Annotated in this window: 13 protein-coding genes; 2 read left to right on the top strand and 11 right to left on the bottom strand. The window is 42.0% G+C overall.

The genetic code is table 11. The features are described 5' to 3' along the window. Positions 1 to 15: 15 nt before the first annotated feature. The 7 genes from F607_RS0104165 to F607_RS0104130 form a co-directional block, all read right to left on the bottom strand. Positions 16 to 3126: a BRCT domain-containing protein gene (locus F607_RS0104165; protein ID WP_027707061.1), complete on the bottom strand. Its 3111-nt coding sequence runs from the start codon at positions 3124 to 3126 to the stop codon at positions 16 to 18. A 639-nt stretch (positions 3127 to 3765) separates the two neighbouring features. After that, on the bottom strand, positions 3766 to 4281 hold the full coding sequence (gene aroK / locus F607_RS0104155) for a shikimate kinase AroK (RefSeq protein ID WP_038289959.1): 516 nt from the start codon (positions 4279 to 4281) through the stop codon (positions 3766 to 3768). Positions 4282 to 4295: 14 nt separating this feature from the next. Next, positions 4296 to 6401 carry a type IV pilus secretin PilQ gene (locus tag F607_RS0104150; RefSeq protein WP_027707058.1) on the bottom strand — a complete coding sequence of 702 codons (2106 nt, stop codon included), beginning with the start codon at positions 6399 to 6401 and terminating at the stop codon, positions 4296 to 4298. Positions 6402 to 6669: 268 nt separating this feature from the next. After that, on the bottom strand, positions 6670 to 7197 hold the full coding sequence (locus F607_RS0104145) for a pilus assembly protein PilP (protein ID WP_027707057.1): 528 nt from the start codon (positions 7195 to 7197) through the stop codon (positions 6670 to 6672). Positions 7198 to 7206: 9 nt separating this feature from the next. Continuing rightward, positions 7207 to 7812 carry a type IV pilus inner membrane component PilO gene (locus tag F607_RS0104140; RefSeq protein WP_027707056.1) on the bottom strand — a complete coding sequence of 202 codons (606 nt, stop codon included), beginning with the start codon at positions 7810 to 7812 and terminating at the stop codon, positions 7207 to 7209. 2 nt (positions 7813 to 7814) lie between these two features. Further along, complete coding sequence (locus F607_RS0104135; RefSeq protein WP_027707055.1) at positions 7815 to 8381, bottom strand: PilN domain-containing protein; 567 nt, start codon at positions 8379 to 8381, stop codon at positions 7815 to 7817. Continuing rightward, positions 8381 to 9445, bottom strand: a complete 1065-nt coding sequence (locus F607_RS0104130) for a pilus assembly protein PilM (protein ID WP_027707054.1) — start codon at positions 9443 to 9445, stop codon at positions 8381 to 8383. Before F607_RS0104130 ends, F607_RS0104135 begins: the two co-directional genes overlap by 1 nt. Positions 9446 to 9761: 316 nt before the next feature. On the opposite strand from F607_RS0104130, the gene F607_RS28070 reads away from it, so the two are divergent. Beyond that, positions 9762 to 12035, top strand: a complete 2274-nt coding sequence (locus F607_RS28070; RefSeq protein WP_230400361.1) for a penicillin-binding protein 1A — start codon at positions 9762 to 9764, stop codon at positions 12033 to 12035. Positions 12036 to 12182: 147 nt separating this feature from the next. Here the strand turns inward: F607_RS28070 and F607_RS0104120 are convergent, their stop codons facing one another. From F607_RS0104120 to rpmE, 4 genes are all read right to left on the bottom strand, one after another. Next, positions 12183 to 13448: a malic enzyme-like NAD(P)-binding protein gene (locus F607_RS0104120; protein ID WP_027707053.1), complete on the bottom strand. Its 1266-nt coding sequence runs from the start codon at positions 13446 to 13448 to the stop codon at positions 12183 to 12185. Between the two features lie 177 nt (positions 13449 to 13625). Beyond that, positions 13626 to 15098 carry a M48 family metalloprotease gene (locus F607_RS0104115; RefSeq protein WP_169719762.1) on the bottom strand — a complete coding sequence of 491 codons (1473 nt, stop codon included), beginning with the start codon at positions 15096 to 15098 and terminating at the stop codon, positions 13626 to 13628. A gap of 49 nt (positions 15099 to 15147) precedes the next feature. Further along, entirely contained in the window at positions 15148 to 16008 is an 861-nt protein-coding gene (locus tag F607_RS28065; protein WP_051310858.1) for a thermonuclease family protein, read from the bottom strand. A 28-nt stretch (positions 16009 to 16036) separates the two neighbouring features. Further along, entirely contained in the window at positions 16037 to 16255 is a 219-nt protein-coding gene (gene rpmE / locus F607_RS0104105; protein WP_027707051.1) for a 50S ribosomal protein L31, read from the bottom strand. Positions 16256 to 16575: 320 nt separating this feature from the next. Between rpmE and F607_RS0104100 the strand changes: the two genes are divergently transcribed. Then, entirely contained in the window at positions 16576 to 18843 is a 2268-nt protein-coding gene (locus tag F607_RS0104100) for a primosomal protein N' (RefSeq protein WP_051310856.1), read from the top strand. Positions 18844 to 18877: the final 34 nt, after the last annotated feature.

Below are 18877 nucleotides of genomic sequence, written 5' to 3'. Positions count from 1 at the left end.
CCTGCTCTTTTTTAATTAGGCAAACTGCGTTGGATGAGCTAGGCGTATTCGAGTCAAAGCAACCAAACACGCCTCTCGTTCCATTTTACTTAAAGAGCGACTAAAACATTGTAATAATGACCAAATAGCTTGGGCAAATGGCAAATCACGCTCAGCAAATTCCTGAATAGTTGCAATCAACGCACACTTACTTTTTATAGAGGAAAATGCCGTAGAAAAGGCCTCTTTCTTTTTATTCATACGGGTAGGAGGAATGGTAAATAATTCATTACAAACTAACTGCTGCCAATCATCTAAAGGAATATCAACTGAACGAATGCCATTACCTTTTCGGTAGTGAAGCCATAATTGATGTATTGCAAAATAGCGCAATTGTCGATCTGGGCTATCAAGTAATAATAAAAGCACATTTGCGGTTAACTGCCCGAGTTGTTGCAATGCATACAGGCCAAGCGTTCTTGATACTTTATGGTTTGACTCACATAACACTAACCAATCAACAACCTTATAGTGACTTAAATCCAAATGGCAAGCTTGCAGGATGGCTGGCTGATTTACTATGCTGTCCTGAATAAAGACATTTACTTCATGGTGATTTTGCTCAAGTAATTGAACCAAAGTTTTGGTAGTGGGCTGCCATGCTTGCCACTCTTGTTCAGCAAACCGTAAGGCAAAAGTTCTTAACTTTCGGTCACTGTGTTTAAACAAAGGAAAAAAGCGCTGTAATGTTAAAAACTCAACAGGAATTTCTGCACCTGGATCAACGGGGCGATCAGTTTCAATTAAACAAAGCTGTTGGTGATGACGTATTAAATAATGGCGAGCAAATTCGGCTAAGCTTTGCTGTTCAACTTTAGATGCGGTTGCCCACTGCCACAATACCTCACATCCAGCCATTATATCTTCAGCTGAAGACTCAACTTCCTGTCCTGATGTTTTTTTCAAAAATGCAGTTTCAGAAATAATGGCTATTTCTGCACCTTGAGCCTGTAGTTGCTCAGCTTTAACCTGCTTGCTACCTTTTTTACCATTACCATACAGCGGCGAACCTTCATCACCAATGACTAAGTAATTTAATTTTCCATTAACTGCACTAGCAACTGTACCTCCCAGCTTTTTAACCAATGCTTGTGCTTCACTTCTTGTCATTGTTGCCAGCTTACCCGTAAATAAGAAGCGTTGACCTTCAAAATTTACTGACTCATCCGCTTGTGCTATTACAACAGATTTGGCTTCAGATAAAGCTGTAGCTTGAGCTGAAGTGTTACTGGCAAAGTCAGCCGGCAAGAAATTAATTGTGAGTATATCAACTGCAAACAGATGGTATTCCTGGTTAGTTGATGATGCTAATGTAAGTAACCAATCTAAACCTAGTGTTTTCGCAGAAAACTGTCGTACATCCTTAAGCCAGTCGCGAACCTCTTCTGCTAACTCTTCCATAAACCGAGTCACTGCAGGCCACTTTTTATCTTGGTTTATAAGTTGTGCACGCCACTCAGCTTGCTGCCAGTCTGGTTCATAAACCAGTGATTGGCAAAATGCAGCACCTAATGTTGCTGCTTTTAATTTACCCTCATTTATCCAGTCGATAATGGTTTCAGTGGCTAAAGGATGGAGTAAAAGCTGCTGTAAGTAATCTTGTGTTAACCCAGATAGTTCAAAGTTCTTGATGTTCGATAATGCAAAGTCAGCAACATAGGCACCTAACGGCTGCTCTTCGTCAGTATTGTTAAGTAATAACTCCAAGAAGAAATTCAGTGTAATTTCAGATAAGCTGTAATTATCAACTAAATAATTAACTGCAAAATTAAAGGCTTCATAATTATTTGATAGCAGCTGTTGCTTTAACCAAGCTAAAGTAATTTCTTTACGCGTATACAATTTTTTAATCTGCGTAGCTGCAAACTCATGGGCATACTTATCCGCAAGTAATGCACCCCAAGTTGAAAGTGAAACGTGCTTACGAAGATTAAACAGCTGAACCAAAGTCTCAGCAAATGCACGGGTATTTTTGTGCTGTGACTGTAGTAACTCAAGAAGCTGGTCACAGGTTATTTCTTTGCGATTAACTTGAAAGAAATCAATTGCAAACTGTCGTGCATCTGCAACTTGAGAGTTAAGCAACCCCCACATTAAATCAAACAGCCCAAGTTTTAGTAGTGATTTTTGTTCATAAGCGGGTGCATTGTGTATTAACCAAATGACAAACTTATCAATTTCTCTACTTTGACCCGTTGGCAAAGATTTCAGCCATTCACACGGTAAAGACCGTAACCCAGTTATAAAGTACTTTTGTAACAGTTCAATAGCAAAAAGCCTTACCAGCTCTGCATTTGATAGTGATAGTATCTTGATAAGAGGTTTTAAGTGTAATTGCCAAGCTTCAGAAAAAGCACAGTGTTTAATGACATTTTGTCGGTCACGGATATGACGAAATTGATTTCGTGAATACTTTTTACTCTCATGGTAAAAAATATGATTAGCAATCCAAGTTGCGGCCCAAGGAGTATCATCTCGATAATGAATTAATACTTGACCTGCCGCAACAGGATAAAGTGATGGCCAACGCTTGCTAATATTCCTTAATGTACGCCACACCCGTCGTGCAAGATAAGCTAATGTTTTACTACTTACCTCATCAAAATGGCCTTGGCTAGCCAGAGCCATATCAACACGAGCTGCTAGCAATCCGTAAACTTCGTAATCTTGCTCTAGCTCAGCCAACTTAAAGATAAGTTTAATTGCCCGCCATACACCATAAGCAAAAGGTAACTCAGCTAAAACCTGTAATAATATTTGTCTATCTAGCACACTCTTACTTTGCCAAAGAGGCAGCACTAATTTATATATCAACAAGCGTCCATGAGTCTCAGGTAATTTAGTCACTTGCTGAAAATAGTTTTCACGAAATTGCTGTTGTTGCTCGACTGTAAGCTGTAGATAACTAGGGGAACGTAAATGTATAACAAACTGCTCAGCTAACATTAACTCTGTACGTTGGTTCTTATTTGAGAGCGGCTCTACAGTTTGTTGTTGCGCTATATATTGACTAAGAAATGTAGAAAACTGAGGGTCTTTTGAACGGAGGGCTTGTTGAAGTGTGCTCAACGATAATAATGCTGACAAGGTAACACCTTTATAATACTACGGGCTTGTCCATTTTAGTTTTTATCACTTGCTTAGCCAGTATACGAAGGCTGTTATTTAGCAGTACAAAAACACTCACTAATACTTGTGAGAATAATCTAACGCTCAATCATTATGTGGAGATAAAATTAAACCTAACAACTTGACTCAATGCTTTACTTAAAGCAACACGCTATCAGTCAAACTGTTAGGTTCTACTTGCTGTGTATCTACTTCATGACTTGGGACATGGAAGGCTCACTGGATCGCGCCACTATATACCGTTATGGTAACTAGCGTAACCGCGATTGCGTGGTTGGCTCAGGTCGCTGGTTACCATAACGGTATATAGTGGCAAAGCGAGCCTGAAATAGCCTTCCTTGTGTACAGTGCATAGTAATAAGCAAGAACGGCGCATCACCGCTCCGGTGTTTCCACCAAGCTAGATCATGACCAGCAAGTACAATGTTTATATACCAGTTTAAAATATAGACTGCAACTATTATAAGACAAGTTGCTGGTGAGTATACATAAACTATACAAAAAAGCAGAAATACATCAGTTATAGTAAAACTAAAAAGGCTACCCATAAACTCAGTAGCCTATCAACCATTACACCCTAAGTAGTTACATTCACATCTAGTGTTGAATAACACGACAAATTTCATTAACCACTGTCCGAGGAATTTTGTTATCCGTGGTAATAATATAATCAGACACTTCCCTATAAAATGGATCACGAATTTTCATTAAGTTCGCTAAGACGGCTTGAGGATTTTCATTTTGTAACAGTGGACGCCGCTTATCTCGAAAGGTACGTGCAAGCTGTTGCTCAACACTTGTATACAAATAAATAACCGTCCCTGTACTTTGCAGTAGCATTCTACGGTTCTTTTCCCGTAGAACAGCACCGCCCCCTGTGGCTAAAATAATTCCATTTTCGTGAGTTAGTTCTGCCAGCATCGCAGATTCACGCTCACGAAAGCCTTCTTCACCTTCTACATCAAAAATCCAAGGAATATCAGCGCCTGTTCGTGCTTCTATTTCTCTATCAGAGTCCTTGAATTCCACATCAAGTGCTTTAGAAAGCAAACGCCCGATGGTGCTTTTACCAGCACCCATCGGGCCAACCAAAAAGATACTCGTTTTAATCATGGCCTACATGTCAATTAACGTTGGGTTAACGCATTATCAACAATTTTAGGTGTAATGAAAATCAGTAGTTCTTCTTTCTTATTATTATCCGTAGTTCTGCGGAAAAGCCGACCTATTGCAGGCAAATCCCCTAAAAAAGGTACTTTGCTATTTACTTGCCTGTTTGTTTCTTCAAACACTCCACCTAACACTAAGGTTTCACCATTAGGTACTAATACTGTTGTATTAACTTCATTGGTATCAATAGCAGGAGCGCCATTAAACTCTGTTTCTGCAACTGCATCTTTCGTAACATCAACTTTAAGTGATATATGCCCATCAGGTGTAATTTGTGGAGTGACCTCAAGAGATAGTACTGCTTTTTTAAAGGAGGTTGATGTCGCACCACTAGAACTTGCTTCTTGGTATGGAACTTCCTGGCCTGTTTCTATCCTAGCCGTTTGCTTATCTTGAGTTAAAACTTTAGGTTGAGAAATTAACTCTCCTTTATTTTCAGACTCAATAGCACTCAACTCTAAATTCAATATGGCACTATTAGACACAAAACCAATACTAAATGTGCTCGTAGCAGGAGAAAGAGGCAAGTTCACCAAACTTGCATTACCTGGCGTTGATGAGCCTGTAGTATTATCGTCTCCGCTACCACCTAAACGCCATTTGCCGCCTTTCTTTATCTTACCACCACTCCAATCAATCCCTAAGTCACTTGATACATCAACATCTGCAGTAACAATCCTAGCTTCAATCATCACCTGCTTGACAGGAATATCTATTTTTGTAAGCAAATCTCTTAATTCATCTAGCTTGACTCGAGTATCTTTTATTAAAAGACTATTAGTACGGTTAACAACCTGCACTGTACCTCTCTCAGAGAGTAACTGCACTCCGCCCTCTCCAGAACCTTGAAGAATGCCCGCTATTTCATTTGCATCAGCATAATTAATTTGCACTAACTCTGTATATGTTGGAGCAAGCTCTTCAATTTGCTGGTTATTTTCCAACTCTTGTTTTTCTCGAGCAGCGATTTCTTCCGCAGGGGCAACCATTAACACATTACCAACCTGTCGTTTATCTAAGCCTTTTGCTTTCAATACCAGGTCAAGCGCCTGGTCCCAGGGAACATTTTGCAGACGCAGTGTAATATCACCTCCAACAGTATCACTTGCAACCAAGTTTAAATCCGTAAAGTCAGCTATCAACTGAAGCACTGAACGCACATCAATATTTTGGAAATTGAGAGAGAGTTTTTCACCGGTATATAGCGCTCGGTCTCTTCTTAATTGTTCTACTTCTTTAGCTGTCAGAGACTTAACACTAATAGTCAACGTATTATCCGTTTGGTAAGCTAAATAATCATACTCACCTTCAGGTTCAATAGTAACTACCGCGTGACCACGTTCTACTGTGGCATCAATGTAATGAACAGGCGTTGCAAAATCTACTACATCTAACCGATTACGTAAATTCGCTGGAATTTGCGTTTCAGGAAACTCAAGACGAATTCGTCCCCCCTGATCGTTCATGTCTAACGGCACATTAGGGTTTGATAATTGAATAATGATATTACCTTCACCTTCTGTACCACGCTCAAAGTCAATGCTACTAATTGCCTTGACGTTCCTGTTATATAGCTTTTTTCGAGCCTGCTTATTACTAACAGCAGGTGGAGTCTGTGTATATGTTGCTTGAGAACCTGATCGCGAGGTCTGCTGCACCGCAGCTAGATCCTGGCCATCCGTTCCTATTAAAATATATAAATTATTCCCGTCAATCCGCGTCGCATATTTAGCCGGCTGGTTTAAATTAACGACTAGGCGTGTTTTGTCTTTTGTCTCTAAAACCGTAATACTTTTTGTATTACCAAAACCAATTTCGTTAAATTTCTTTGCTAGCGCACTTTGTGTGCCAGGTAAATCTATAGAAATTCTTGCAGGGCGTTCTACTGTGTAGCCTTTTGGTGTTGGTACTGCACCATCAAATTGCAGTTTTAATTCAACTTTTTCCCCCGGAAGAGATGCTACATCCAAATCTGTAATGACTGATGCCAACACCTGCCAGGAGTTGAAAGCCAAAACAGTGGCTATTGCCAAACCAGCTTTTTTTAAGCGTATGGTGTTCATACTTACCCACCAATGTTATTGAATACCACGATTATCACTGAGTCTTGAATAGCCTTAACCAGAGCAGCTCAACATTAATAAATAAGCGAATTCATTCCACCATCGCCAGCATAGTTTTAATAAAAAAATATGCATTAATGTTTAAAAGCCAGTCCTTAAAGGCGGGCGAATCCATGCCTTACACATTACTGTGTAAAGTTAGCGCAGCCAGCACTGGAAGCAGCGAATTGAATAAAACAGACTTCCCCCAAAGATGTGCTTTAATGGCCTACCCTTCATTTAACGCAATTGTTCTAGGGCGTTCTACCCACTTATCTTTACCACTTGGGACGATTTCAGTTACTTTTATTTCTGTCTCCGAAATTGAAATAATTTTGCCGTGATTTCGTCCTAAGTAATCTCCCTCTTTAACTCGGTGGACACCTCCCCCCCCACGAATCAAAGCCCAAAAACCATCATCATTACTAATACTGCCAACCATCTGGAATGTTTCTATACCATAATTTTCCAAGTACTGTTTTGGACGGTTAAAATCTGGTTTTACTGAAGAGTCTTGCTGCTCTTCATTTTCAGCCACCTCAATAGGGGCAATAAAAGGACTACGTAAACCCGATGCACTATAAGTGAATGCTTCATAAGGTTTAACAATTGGAATAGGGGGTATATTTCCTTTTGGTCTTGCTCTTACTTCATCCATAAAAGATTGTAAATCTTCATACTCCCTACTCGTACAACCAGCCAGTATCACAGCACTGCTTAATAACGCTACCAGGGAAACTTTTGTGTAACCGCTCATATCCAGCCCCTAGTTTCCTTCTGTCTTATCGTTATAACGATAAGTCTTAGCAATAATACTCATCGTCAGAATTTCAGCATTATTTGGCTGTGGCTTTATATCAAAATTATGCAATGTAACAATTCTTGATAAGCTAGCAACAGCACTCACAAAATTACCTAAATCGTGATAATTACCCTGTACATTTATTTGAATTGGAAGCTCAATATAAAACTCTTTGGTAATTTCCGCTTGCAAGTCAATTGAATTAAAGTATAGACCACTTCTTAAACCTGCACGGCTAATGTCTTCTAAAAGACCAGGAACTTCTGTATCTGTAGGCAGCTGTTTAACTAAATCCCCTAACGTGCGTTCCATTTCAACCATTTGCTCTTTGTAAGCATCTAGGTTTGCGGCCTGAAAGGCTTTTATTTTAAACTGTTCTTTTAACTGATCTTCTTCTTTTTGAACTGTTTCGTATTGATTATTTAATTCTTCTAAATGAAATTTATAGCCTAAAAAAAGCACACCACCAAATAGAATAATTGCTACAACAATTTTTATAGGTGCTGGCCACGCTCCAACATTTTCAAGATCAAGTTCATTTATATTTTTAAAGGAATCAGCAACACTCATGGTTACTCCTCCTTATCTTTTTTGTCAGCTTCAGGTGTTGTCTTCAACACCGCCATTACAAAGTTGTTCATAGATTGATTCGCTGGATTTCTTTTTACAGAGGCTAAATTAGGCTCTTTAAACCATTTAGAGCTATCAAACTGACGCATCAGGGTTGAAACACGATTATTAGACTCGGCAACCCCAGTAATCGAGAGTCTATCACCCGCAAGTACTAAGTGATTAAAAAACACGCCATCGGGTATTACTCGTACAAGCTCATCAAACACCCGAACAATAATCGGTCGGTCACCTTGCAGACGCTTGATTACATTCATCCGTTCAAGTAGCTGTTCTCGCCTTTTTTTCAGCTCTTTAATTTCAGCTATTTTAGTATCCAGTGCAGCAATTTCTTTTTTCAGAAACTCGTTACGCCCCTGCTGGTTTGAAATAGCACCATTGATCTGTCGGTCCCCTAAAAATACAAGCCCTGCAGCCACTGCAACCGTTATTGCCAATGCTGTGACAAAGTGTTTTTTCCGCTCTTCTCTTCGCTTTTCCCGCCATGGAAGAAGGTTAATTTTTGCCATCAGTCAAAACTCCTCATGGCCAAACCACAGGCAATCATCATTGCTGGCGCATCATTGCTCAAAGCTGTCGCATTAACACGGCTAGCTACTGCCATATCCGCGAATGGGTTAGCTATTGTTGTTGAGTTACCTATTTTTTCCTGAACCAGCTTATCAAGGTCACTCAAGCATGAAGTGCCTCCAGCAAGAACAATATAGTCAACATCATTAAATTGGCTGGATGAGTAGAAAAATTGCAATGACCGAGACACTTGTTGTACAACAGCATCTTTGAAAGGAATCAACACCTCCGATTCATAGTCATCTGGTAAACCACCTTGCTTTTTAGCAAGTCCAGCATCCTCAAACGATAAACCATATCTGCGCTGAATTTCTTCCGTTAGCTGTCGTCCACCAAATAACTGTTCACGGGTATATATAGTTTTCCCTTCATTAAGCACACTTAAAGTAGTCATGGTGGCGCCAATGTCCACAATGGCTACAGTCTGATGCTCATCATCCAGATTTAATTGCTTGGCTATTTGCTCGAATGCTCGCTCCATTGCATACGCTTCAACGTCCACAACTTTTGCAACCAGCCCTGCATGTTCAAGCACAGCCTCACGCATCTCTACATTTTCCCGCCGACATGCCGCTAGCAGCACGTCAACCATTTCAGAGTTTCGCTGTGAAACACCTTGAACTTCAAAATCTATGGCTACTTCATCAAGTGGATAAGGGATATACTGATCAGCCTCTACGGAAATTTGGTTTTCCATTTCATCTTCAGAAAGCGAGGCATCCATTTCGATGTGCTTGGTAATGACTGCAGAGCCTGCAACCGCTACCGAAGAGTCTTTACAGCTACTACGCGACTTTTTGAGTGCTTTGGCAATAGCTTCACCAACAGCATCAACGTCATTGATGTTTTTTTCAACAACCGAGTTCTCCGGTAAAGGCTCTACACCGTATGCCTCTACCTTAAAACGGTTACCACTACGACTTAGCTCTAACAACTTGACAGATGTGGAGCTAATGTCTACCCCCAAAACGGGCTTTGATTTCTTATTGAGGAACCCTAACACGGATAATTCCCTATCAAGACGGCCACTTACAGTTAAAAGCTCATTATTTACATTAAATACCAGACTTTACATTCGCGCAATTATGTGAAATGCAAAAAAAGTCCTTATAATCGATACTAAAACAATGCAAAATTGATTAACCACTTCGCTAACTCCTTAATATGTCTAGAAAAAAACGAGGAATACTGTGACACTGATCAGATTTTTTATTTGGACCACTTTTCTCTTAATATGTGGCACATTCCTCATTTTGACGAGTGTATACCTATACCTTAGCCCAGCATTGCCATCAGTTGAAAGTTTACGTGACATTAATTTGCAAACCCCATTACGGATATACTCAAGCGACAACAAACTGATTGGCGAGTTTGGCGAGCAACGGCGTGCACCTATTGCTTTTGAAGATACCCCCAAACAAATGATCAATGCGTTTGTCGCCGCAGAGGACAACCGCTTCTTTTCACACAACGGTGTTGACCCCAAAGGCCTTGGTCGAGCCGTTGCTCAGCTTCTAAAAAGCGGCGCCATCCAGTCAGGTGGTAGTACCATCACCATGCAGGTTGCCCGTAACTTCTTCCTTAGTCGGGAACGGGTGTTCTCCCGTAAGTTCAATGAAATCCTGCTTGCCCTTCAAATCGAAAAAGAACTCAGCAAAGGCGATATCATTGAGCTTTACATGAATAAGATCTACCTGGGTAACCGAGCTTATGGTATTGCCGCCGCGGCTCAAGTTTATTATGGCAAACCCATTGATCAACTCAGTTTAGCTCAATTTGCAATGATTGCAGGTTTACCTAAGGCACCTTCTGCATATAACCCTATAGTTAATCCAGAACGAGCACTTGAGCGCCGTAACTGGATTTTAGGCCGTATGCACTACCTCAGTTTTATAAGCCAAGATGAGTATGACTCAGCTGTCGCAGAACCTATCACTGCCAGCTACCATGGCTTGAAAATTGAGTTAGATGCTCCCTACTTGGCAGAAATGGTTCGCCAGGAAATGGTCGAGCGCTTTGGGCCAAATGCTTATACTGATGGCTACACGGTTTACACTACCGTATCCAGTAAGCTACAAAATGCAGCACAGGAAGCCATTCATCTGGGTTTATTAGAGTATGAACAGCGCCATGGCTATAGAGGACCTGAGAAACAACTACCTCCCACGGAGTTTGACGAAGAAGCATGGCAAAAAGAGCTTAAGCAAACGTCTATTGTTGGTAATTTAGAGCCAGCCATAGTAACTCATGTTAGCCCAGATGCGATTGACGTAATGATGAAACATGGACCAGCCAGTGTGAGCTGGGAAGGACTGAAATGGGCACGCCGCTATCGTAGTGTCAATTCTTTAGGGCCACAGCCTAAATCACCCGCCGAGGTAGTAAATATTGGCGACCTGATCAGACTATTTAAACCCAAAGGAAAAGATACTTATGAGCTTGGACATATACCTAAAGTTCAAGGCGCTTTGGTATCTCTTAACCCCAAAGATGGTGCTGTTATTGCTGTTGTTGGAGGGTTTGATTATAGTCACAGCAAGTTCAACCGAGCAGCGCAAGCTGCACGACAAGTGGGCTCCAACTTCAAGCCATTTATTTACAGTGCTGGTTTAGAAAATGGCTTTACTGCTGCAACAACCATTAATGATGCTCCAATCGTCATGCCTGATGCTAATTTGAAAGTTTGGCGTCCGGAAAATGCGGGGGGTAAATTCTTTGGCCCAACACGACTACGAAAAGCACTTTACTTATCTCGTAATCTTGTGTCTATCAGGCTCTTGCAAGCTATGGGCGTTGACAAAGCCATTAGTTATGTAACTCGTTTTGGCTTTGATGAGAAAAAGCTGGTCCCCAATCTGTCGTTAGCATTAGGGGCTGCTGACTTTACCCCAATGGAACTTGCAACAGGCTATGCAGCCCTTGCTAATGGTGGTTATCAAGTAAAGCCTTACTTTATCAGTCGTATTGATCACCTAGATGAAACAGTGTACCAGGCAACTCCCTATAAAGTCTGTAAGACTTGCCAGCCCTCACCAGACCCTTCAAAGGTAACAGATGAAGCAGAACTTTTGGTAACAGATGATGATGGCTCTAGCTTTTATCCCGCACAGCAAATTATGGACCCAAGAGCTAATTACATTATGTATACCATTTTGCAAGACGTCATAAAGCATGGCACAGGGCGCCGAGCACTCGCACTAAAACGTAGTGATCTGGGAGGAAAAACAGGTACGACGAATGACCAGAAAGATGCCTGGTTCTCCGGTTTTAACACCGATGTTGCAACCTCTGTTTGGGTTGGGTTTGATCAACCTAAAACCCTTGGTAGAAGAGAATACGGTGGTACAGCTGCACTGCCCGTCTGGATACGTTTTATGGGGGAAGCATTGGCCGGCAAGCCTGAGCACCCTCTGCCACAACCTGATGGTTTAGTGCGTGTTCGTGTTGACCCAGAAACAGGTATGGCTGTAGCGGCAGGAACACCTGGAGCTATGTTCGAAATATTCTTAAAAGAAAATGCACCTGAGTATGACCCATCTGTAGCGATGCCAAGTATTAATGATGATGCACTCAAAACAGAGGAAATTTTCTAGTGAAAGGTGTCATCTTCGCCACTAATTAAATTGACCCTCACTACAATATAAAAAATAAAAAGGCACCATGTGGTGCCTTTTTTGTGTATTTGCTTCAGCTAGTTAGATTTGTGTAATTACATCAATGAAAGCGACTTGAGATGAAAGTTACTTAATATCTTCAATAGCCTGAAGAGGATAGTGATCCGGGTATACAAGTTTGGCTGCCCCACTGTCTACAGCTGCTTTGGCAACAGCGGCAGATACTACTCCAAGCAGCCTGACATCCATAGGCTTTGGAATAATATAGTCACGGCCAAAGCTGAGCGACTTGCCACCATAAGCATTAATAACATCCTCAGGAACAGGCTCTTTCGCCAGATCTTTCAAGGCATGAACAGCCGCCAGCTTCATCTCTTCATTGATCACTGTCGCTCTAACATCCAGCGCACCACGGAAAATAAAGGGAAACCCTAATACATTGTTTACCTGGTTAGGGTAATCAGAGCGCCCTGTAGCCATAATGACATCATCACGAACAGAGAGTGCAAGTTCAGGCTTGATTTCTGGGTCAGGGTTTGAGCAGGCAAACACAATGGGGTTAGGCGCCATTTTTTTCAGTTGCTCAGGCGATAATAAGTTAGGCCCAGAAAGCCCCAAAAAGACATCAGCACCTTCAATAGCATCATCAAGTGTACGTTTCGACGTTTCATTAGCAAAAGCAGCTTTATACTGGTTTAGATCATGCCGGCCACTGTGAATAACGCCTTTTCGGTCAAGCATGTAAATATTCTCAGGCTTCATGCCACAAGAAATAAGAAGCTTGCAACAAGCAATCGCTGCAGCTCCTGCCCCTAAGCAAACCATAGATACATCACTTATAGACTTACCAGCTAGCTCCAGTGCATTCAACATGCCTGCTGCTGTAACAATAGCTGTTCCATGCTGATCATCATGAAACACCGGAATAGAGCAAAGTTCGATTAACTCACGCTCAATATCAAAACACTCTGGGGCCTTGATATCTTCTAAGTTAATGCCTCCAAAACTAATAGCAATTCGCTTTACTGTGTCGATAAACGCTTGTGGGCTTTCAGAGTCAACCTCAATGTCGATGGAGTTTATGCCTGCAAAGCGCTTAAACAATAAGCTTTTTCCTTCCATTACGGGCTTACTAGGCAAAGCCCCCAAATTACCTAAGCCTAAAATAGCCGAGCCATTACTAATAACTGCAACTAAGTTACCTTTAGCAGTGTATTTGTAAGCATTTTCTGGGTCTTTCGCAATTTCACGAACGGGCTCTGCAACACCAGGGCTATAGGCAAGCGCTAAGTGTCGTGCAGTTTCGGCAGGTTTTGTAAGCTCAATACTGATTTTTCCTGGTTTAGGATTAGCGTGATACTCCAGTGCAGCGGTTCTCAAGTCCTCGGACATGGCGTTGTTTTCCAATTATTTGTTGTTAAATTAAACAGCTTAAAGAAAAGGCATTACTCCCTCAAGCAAGCAATGTTGCATAAACATTTACAAAGTTTAATAGTCAATTTTACGTAATCATGTGTCAACGTGTTACTAGATTTGTACATAAAATCCTTTTATTAGAAGATATTTGTTTTATTCAATAACCTTTAGCCACTGTCCTACTTTGGGCTCCCCTTTAGGGTACATATCATTAATTAAACGTAACTGAAGCTCAGCTTGCTCTCGTATTGGACTTCTCTTAGCCAATGCAGAAAATGTCATCCCTGGTGAAGCTTTGATAAGTTTAATTTTATCGCCTTCTGCTCGTTGGTAATCTTGCGGGGGTAACGACTGAAAACTATTTATGATTTGCAAGAACTCAACATCATAACTGGCAAATGTTGAACTCTGTTTAACTTGCCCTTGTAATATAAATACTTTTCCTTCATGAAAGAAAACCGCCAAACGAATAAAGCTCCCCCCCAGTTTCGGCTGGACTATCGCGGTGTAGCCAATAGTATTACCTATATGAATTGACTGTCCTCCTCGCAGTCGATAACGTTGATCTACAAGGGATTTCAAATATGCATCAGGCCTAAAGCCATTTTTGATGGGGCCTTGTTCCATTACAAAAATGGCGGACTTTTCAATAGGGTGGGCAATCAGACGAGCAGGTGTATTAATAATTTTCCAGTGTTGGGGAAAGTGCACTTTAAAGTTCATCGGCCTATGTAAAAACTGATTATTTATCGTCACACCAGTACTGCTACTTTCGCCAAATGCCAGCCCATTTATTTTCTCTAAGTACCTTCTTGAAAATACTTTTCCTTGGGATTTAGTTGGTACATTAGCTACCACTTCTTGTAGTCGTTTGTCGTTATCAGGATGTGTTGAAAAAATACCATGGTAAGTGCTCGCCTCTTTACCTTCTGCCTCAGCCTTCTTGGTAGCCCACACTTCGTGATTTTTTAGTACTTTCACTACATTAATCATGGCTTGCGGGTTATAGCCTGCTTTAGCAAGATAAGAAGCACCCAAACCATCGGCTTCAAGTTCATGCTCCCTACCATACCCTCTTACCACAGCAGTACCCAGAATACTGGTTAAATCTCCTGCAATACCAACCCCTGTATAGGCTGCAACCACTTGACCAAAGACATTACTGGCTGTACTCATACCATGCTGCTGTACACTATGCCTTGCAGTTACATGAGCAACTTCGTGTGCTAATACTGCTGCCAGCTCAGCCTCAGAGTTTAAATACGCTAGCAACCCACGATAGACATAGATATAACCACCAGGCAAAGCAAAGGCATTAACTTCTGGAGAATCAACCACTGTAAATTGGTAAGGTAGTGAAGGGCGATGACTAACACGGGCAACCTTAAGCCCAACTTCTTGGACATAGTGCTGCAACGTTTGAGTATCTAGTATGGCAAGCTGATTACGAACCTTTAGATTATTTTTGCTCCCAACATTCAACTCCTCCTGCTCACTCATCAATACAAAGTCATAGTCGCCTGTTGCAGGGTTTACAACACACCCCGAAAAACTAAAGCAACTCACTATCAGCAGGATTAAAACTGTTCCATTATAAGGTGACAATGAAAAACTAAGATGTTTCATGAGCATTCACAATCGTTTAAAAACGTTGCCAGGTATGAGTCCAAGAGTACTAATATACTCTATTTGATGGCTTTTTTAGTTGTATCACTGCAGGGTGCCTTACCAGCATTAGCCAGCGAGCATAGTGTTTTGGCAGTTTACGCCGTTTATGCTGTCGATCAATTAACCAGCCACGCACTTCTAATGTTGTATTTTTCAGTTTTTTGACCCACTCGACATTGAAGAAAGGCTGGTCTGCTTTCTGTATCTTTAGCGCAATATCTTTACCCAATATGACCCACCAATGATTATCTGTGATAATGACACTTGTTACTTTACCAAGTACAAGCTGAAAGCCAGACTGGCTTACATTACCAGTAGTTGTTGGTGAAAGCTCACGCCAAATATTTTGCCTGTTATTTCTAGCCCTCTTCTCTGCCGCTATAAAACATGGCAATAATTCAGTATTGGGTGGAACCGCAATGTAAAAACCCAATCCTTTGAGCAACAAATGCTTGGAAAGCAGCTCTCCTTGCTCATTAACGATATAAGCCAGCACTCTTCCATAACGATCACGCTGCTGCTTACCTTTAACGAAGAAGAGATGTTTTGAGTATTGTTCTAGCCAGCGTTTAGCTGCTTGCTTTGCTGCTAGAGCAAAAGGCTCTGACGGAGAGTTATCATATCCTAACTCAGGTGTATTAATACCTATTAGCCGAATTTTTTGACCATTTCCATACAACGTATCACCATCAATCACTTTCGGCTGGTGAAGAGCCTGCTGCTTACCTTTGGGTTTACAGTTGAGTCGAGCGGCTGATACGTATGATGCTGATGCAGAGGAATAAGCGTGAAACGCAGGAAGGGTTGAAGCAAGGGCTAGTGATAGAGAGAAAACAGCTGATACAAAAAAGGTGCTGATAACCAGCACCTTCTTTGAAAATCTTGGCGCGTTGGTATTATGCTTTGCGAGTAGTACGCATACCAAAACGTTTCTTGAAGCGTTCAACACGACCACCAGTATCAAGAATCTTTTGCTTACCAGTGTAGAACGGGTGACAAGCAGAGCATACTTCAATGCTAAAATCTTTGCAGACAGTGGACTTAGTTTTAATGACATTGCCACAGCTACAAGTGATGTCAACCGCCTCATAAGTTGGATGGATTTCTGCTTTCATGACGTTTCCTCTTGTATCGTGTGCCGCTACCCGAACCATTTACACAAACTCGTTGCCAGGCACCGCACTTACTATAAATAATATATCAGCACTTAAAGCATGCTAGAGGGTGGCAGCACAAATACAACACCACCTAAATAAAACTGACCGGGCATCTTACCAGAAAGTAAAGTATTGGCAACCTTCAACCATCATTGTTCACTATTTATTCTGCAAAGTAACCCACCATCAAAAGCGATAGCACTACATTTTTACAGAATTTGCCTGTTATGATGTACTTTTTGTAGCGGCCTTCTTAAACCTTTACTGATCATATACTTATGGGCAATTACGCCAAGACAGAGTCAACGCACTATCTTCAGGTTGCCTTGCCAACCCCTTTACGCAGAGTATTTGACTACCTCCCTCCAAAATCTGGTATTGATGCTTTATCCCCAGGCATACGACTCAAAGTGCCCTTTGGGCCTCGAAAACTCATTGGCATCCTTATCGCGATTACCACTAAGACAGATATACCACCAAGCAGCCTGAAGCATGCAGAACACGTGCTGGATGAGCAGCCGATAATCCCTAGAGACTTGCTGGACCTTTGCCGGTGGGTAGCCCATTACTACCATCACAGTCTAGGAGAAACACTGAGCACTGCTATCCCCGTCGCACTGCGCCAAGGTAAGCCAGTAGCCCAACAAACTCGAAAGTTATGGCGTCTTACCTATCCTGCCGCTGAGGTACCAAGCAACATTGCGCGCAATGCCAAACTACAATTAGCCGCCTGGCAATTATTAAAACAGCACTTAAAGGGATTACATGAGCCTATGCTGAAAAGTTTAGGTGTCAGTAGCCAAACACTTTCAGCGTTGGAAAAAAAAGGAGAGGTTGAGTGTATTCTTGAAGAGCTGCCAACACTGCATACTATGCCTCAAAGCATACTGCATGAAGCACCCTTAACGCTTAACCCCGAACAAGCACATGTTGTACAACAGATACTGCAAGCCGCACAACAGTTTCAAACCTTTTTACTGCAAGGGATCACTGGCAGTGGCAAAACCGAAGTCTATTTACAACTTATCGAGCATACGTTAAAAGCGGGTAGGCAAGCACTGGTACTTATCCCCGAAATTGGCTTAACTCCACAAACCTTACACCGCTTTGAGCAGCGCTTTGCTGTTCCCATTGTCGTTATTCACTCAGGGCTAAACGACAGTGAACGCTTTCTTGCCTGGCAGAAGGCCATTGATTATCGCGCCGGCATTATTATTGGCACTCGCTCTGCTGTATTCACCCCGCTCGCGAAACCTGGCTTAATCATCATTGATGAAGAACATGACGCCTCTTATAAACAGCAAGACAGCTTACGCTACTCAGCCAGAGATATTGCCATTTACCGAGCCAGACAAGCTAACATCCCGATTGTATTGGGAAGTGCCACCCCCTCTTTAGAAACCATTCATAATGCAAAGGCTCACCGCTACCGGCATTTACGGCTGAATCAGCGGGCAGGTATGGCCAAACCACCCAGCATAGAATTGCTTAACATCAGAGGTGAAACTTTACAGGCAGGATTATCTTCTGCATTACAACAAAAAATAACACAGCACTTAGAAAAAGATCAGCAAGTACTCATATTCATTAATCGTCGAGGCTATGCACCTACACTACTCTGTCATGAATGTGGTTGGGCTGCAGACTGCCCTGACTGCGATGCCCACCTGACCATTCATCGTCAGCCTGCCCATTTACATTGCCACCACTGTGACTACCAACAGCCTATTCCAGAACGCTGTGGGCGCTGCAATACTGCCAGCTTATTCCCTGTTGGTGCTGGCACAGAGCGAATTGAAGACTTTCTCATAGGACAGTTTGATCCTACTCCTGTTATTCGCATAGACCGTGACAGTACTCGAGGGAAAAGCCGCTTACAGCAACTATTTAAGGACATTCACCAAGGTGAACCTGCTATTTTGGTGGGCACACAAATGCTGGCAAAGGGCCACCATTTCCCCAAAGTAACATTGGTTGCCATTCTAGATGCTGATTCAGGGCTATTCAGTAGTGATTTTCGGGGGTTAGAGCGCCTGGGACAGCTTATCACACAGGTAGCAGGCCGAGCAGGAAGAGGCACATTAGCAGGCGAAGTAGTCATACAGACCCATCACCCCGAAAGCCCAATTTTAAATAGCTTAGTTACTGAAGGCTATGACACTTTTGCTAATACATTGCTTGCAGAGCGAGAAAAGCTCGGTTTACCACCGTATGGCTATATAGGATTATTTAGAGTGGAGTGTAAAAAACATGAAGAAGGAGAACAGCTCCTGCTGCAACTACGAGAATTAATTAACCAATTTTTGCAGCACAATAACTTAAATGGCCCACTCGGTGTTACGTTGCTTGGGCCTCTACCAGCCCCTATGGAAAAGCGACAAAATTGGTATCGATGGCAGATGCTCGTTAGCAGCCCTGCTCGACAACCACTGCATACAGCCATTGCTTTTGCTGTTCATCAACTGGAGGGTGGAAACCAAATGCTGGTTAAGCTTGCCCGTAAACTGCGCTGGTCAGTAGATATTGATCCACAAGATATGATGTAAGCAAAATAGAAAAAGGGCCTTTTTAGGCCCTTTT

This window comes from Zooshikella ganghwensis DSM 15267, assembly GCF_000428585.1.
GTDB lineage: Bacteria > Pseudomonadota > Gammaproteobacteria > Pseudomonadales > Zooshikellaceae > Zooshikella > Zooshikella ganghwensis.
The sequence above is the reverse complement of the archived record's forward strand: the minus strand, read 5'-3'. Positions and strand labels throughout refer to the sequence as shown.

Coding starts and splice junctions, on each gene's coding strand:
- aroK (WP_038289959.1), bottom strand. CDS start 4,281: ATGATTAAAACGAGTATCTTTTTGGTTGGCCCGATGGGTGCTGGTAAA.
- F607_RS0104150 (WP_027707058.1), bottom strand. CDS start 6,401: ATGAACACCATACGCTTAAAAAAAGCTGGTTTGGCAATAGCCACTGTT.
- F607_RS0104145 (WP_027707057.1), bottom strand. CDS start 7,197: ATGAGCGGTTACACAAAAGTTTCCCTGGTAGCGTTATTAAGCAGTGCT.
- F607_RS0104140 (WP_027707056.1), bottom strand. CDS start 7,812: ATGAGTGTTGCTGATTCCTTTAAAAATATAAATGAACTTGATCTTGAA.
- F607_RS0104135 (WP_027707055.1), bottom strand. CDS start 8,381: ATGGCAAAAATTAACCTTCTTCCATGGCGGGAAAAGCGAAGAGAAGAG.
- F607_RS0104120 (WP_027707053.1), bottom strand. CDS start 13,448: ATGTCCGAGGACTTGAGAACCGCTGCACTGGAGTATCACGCTAATCCT.
- F607_RS0104115 (WP_169719762.1), bottom strand. CDS start 15,098: ATGAAACATCTTAGTTTTTCATTGTCACCTTATAATGGAACAGTTTTA.
- rpmE (WP_027707051.1), bottom strand. CDS start 16,255: ATGAAAGCAGAAATCCATCCAACTTATGAGGCGGTTGACATCACTTGT.
- F607_RS0104100 (WP_051310856.1), top strand. CDS start 16,576: ATGGGCAATTACGCCAAGACAGAGTCAACGCACTATCTTCAGGTTGCC.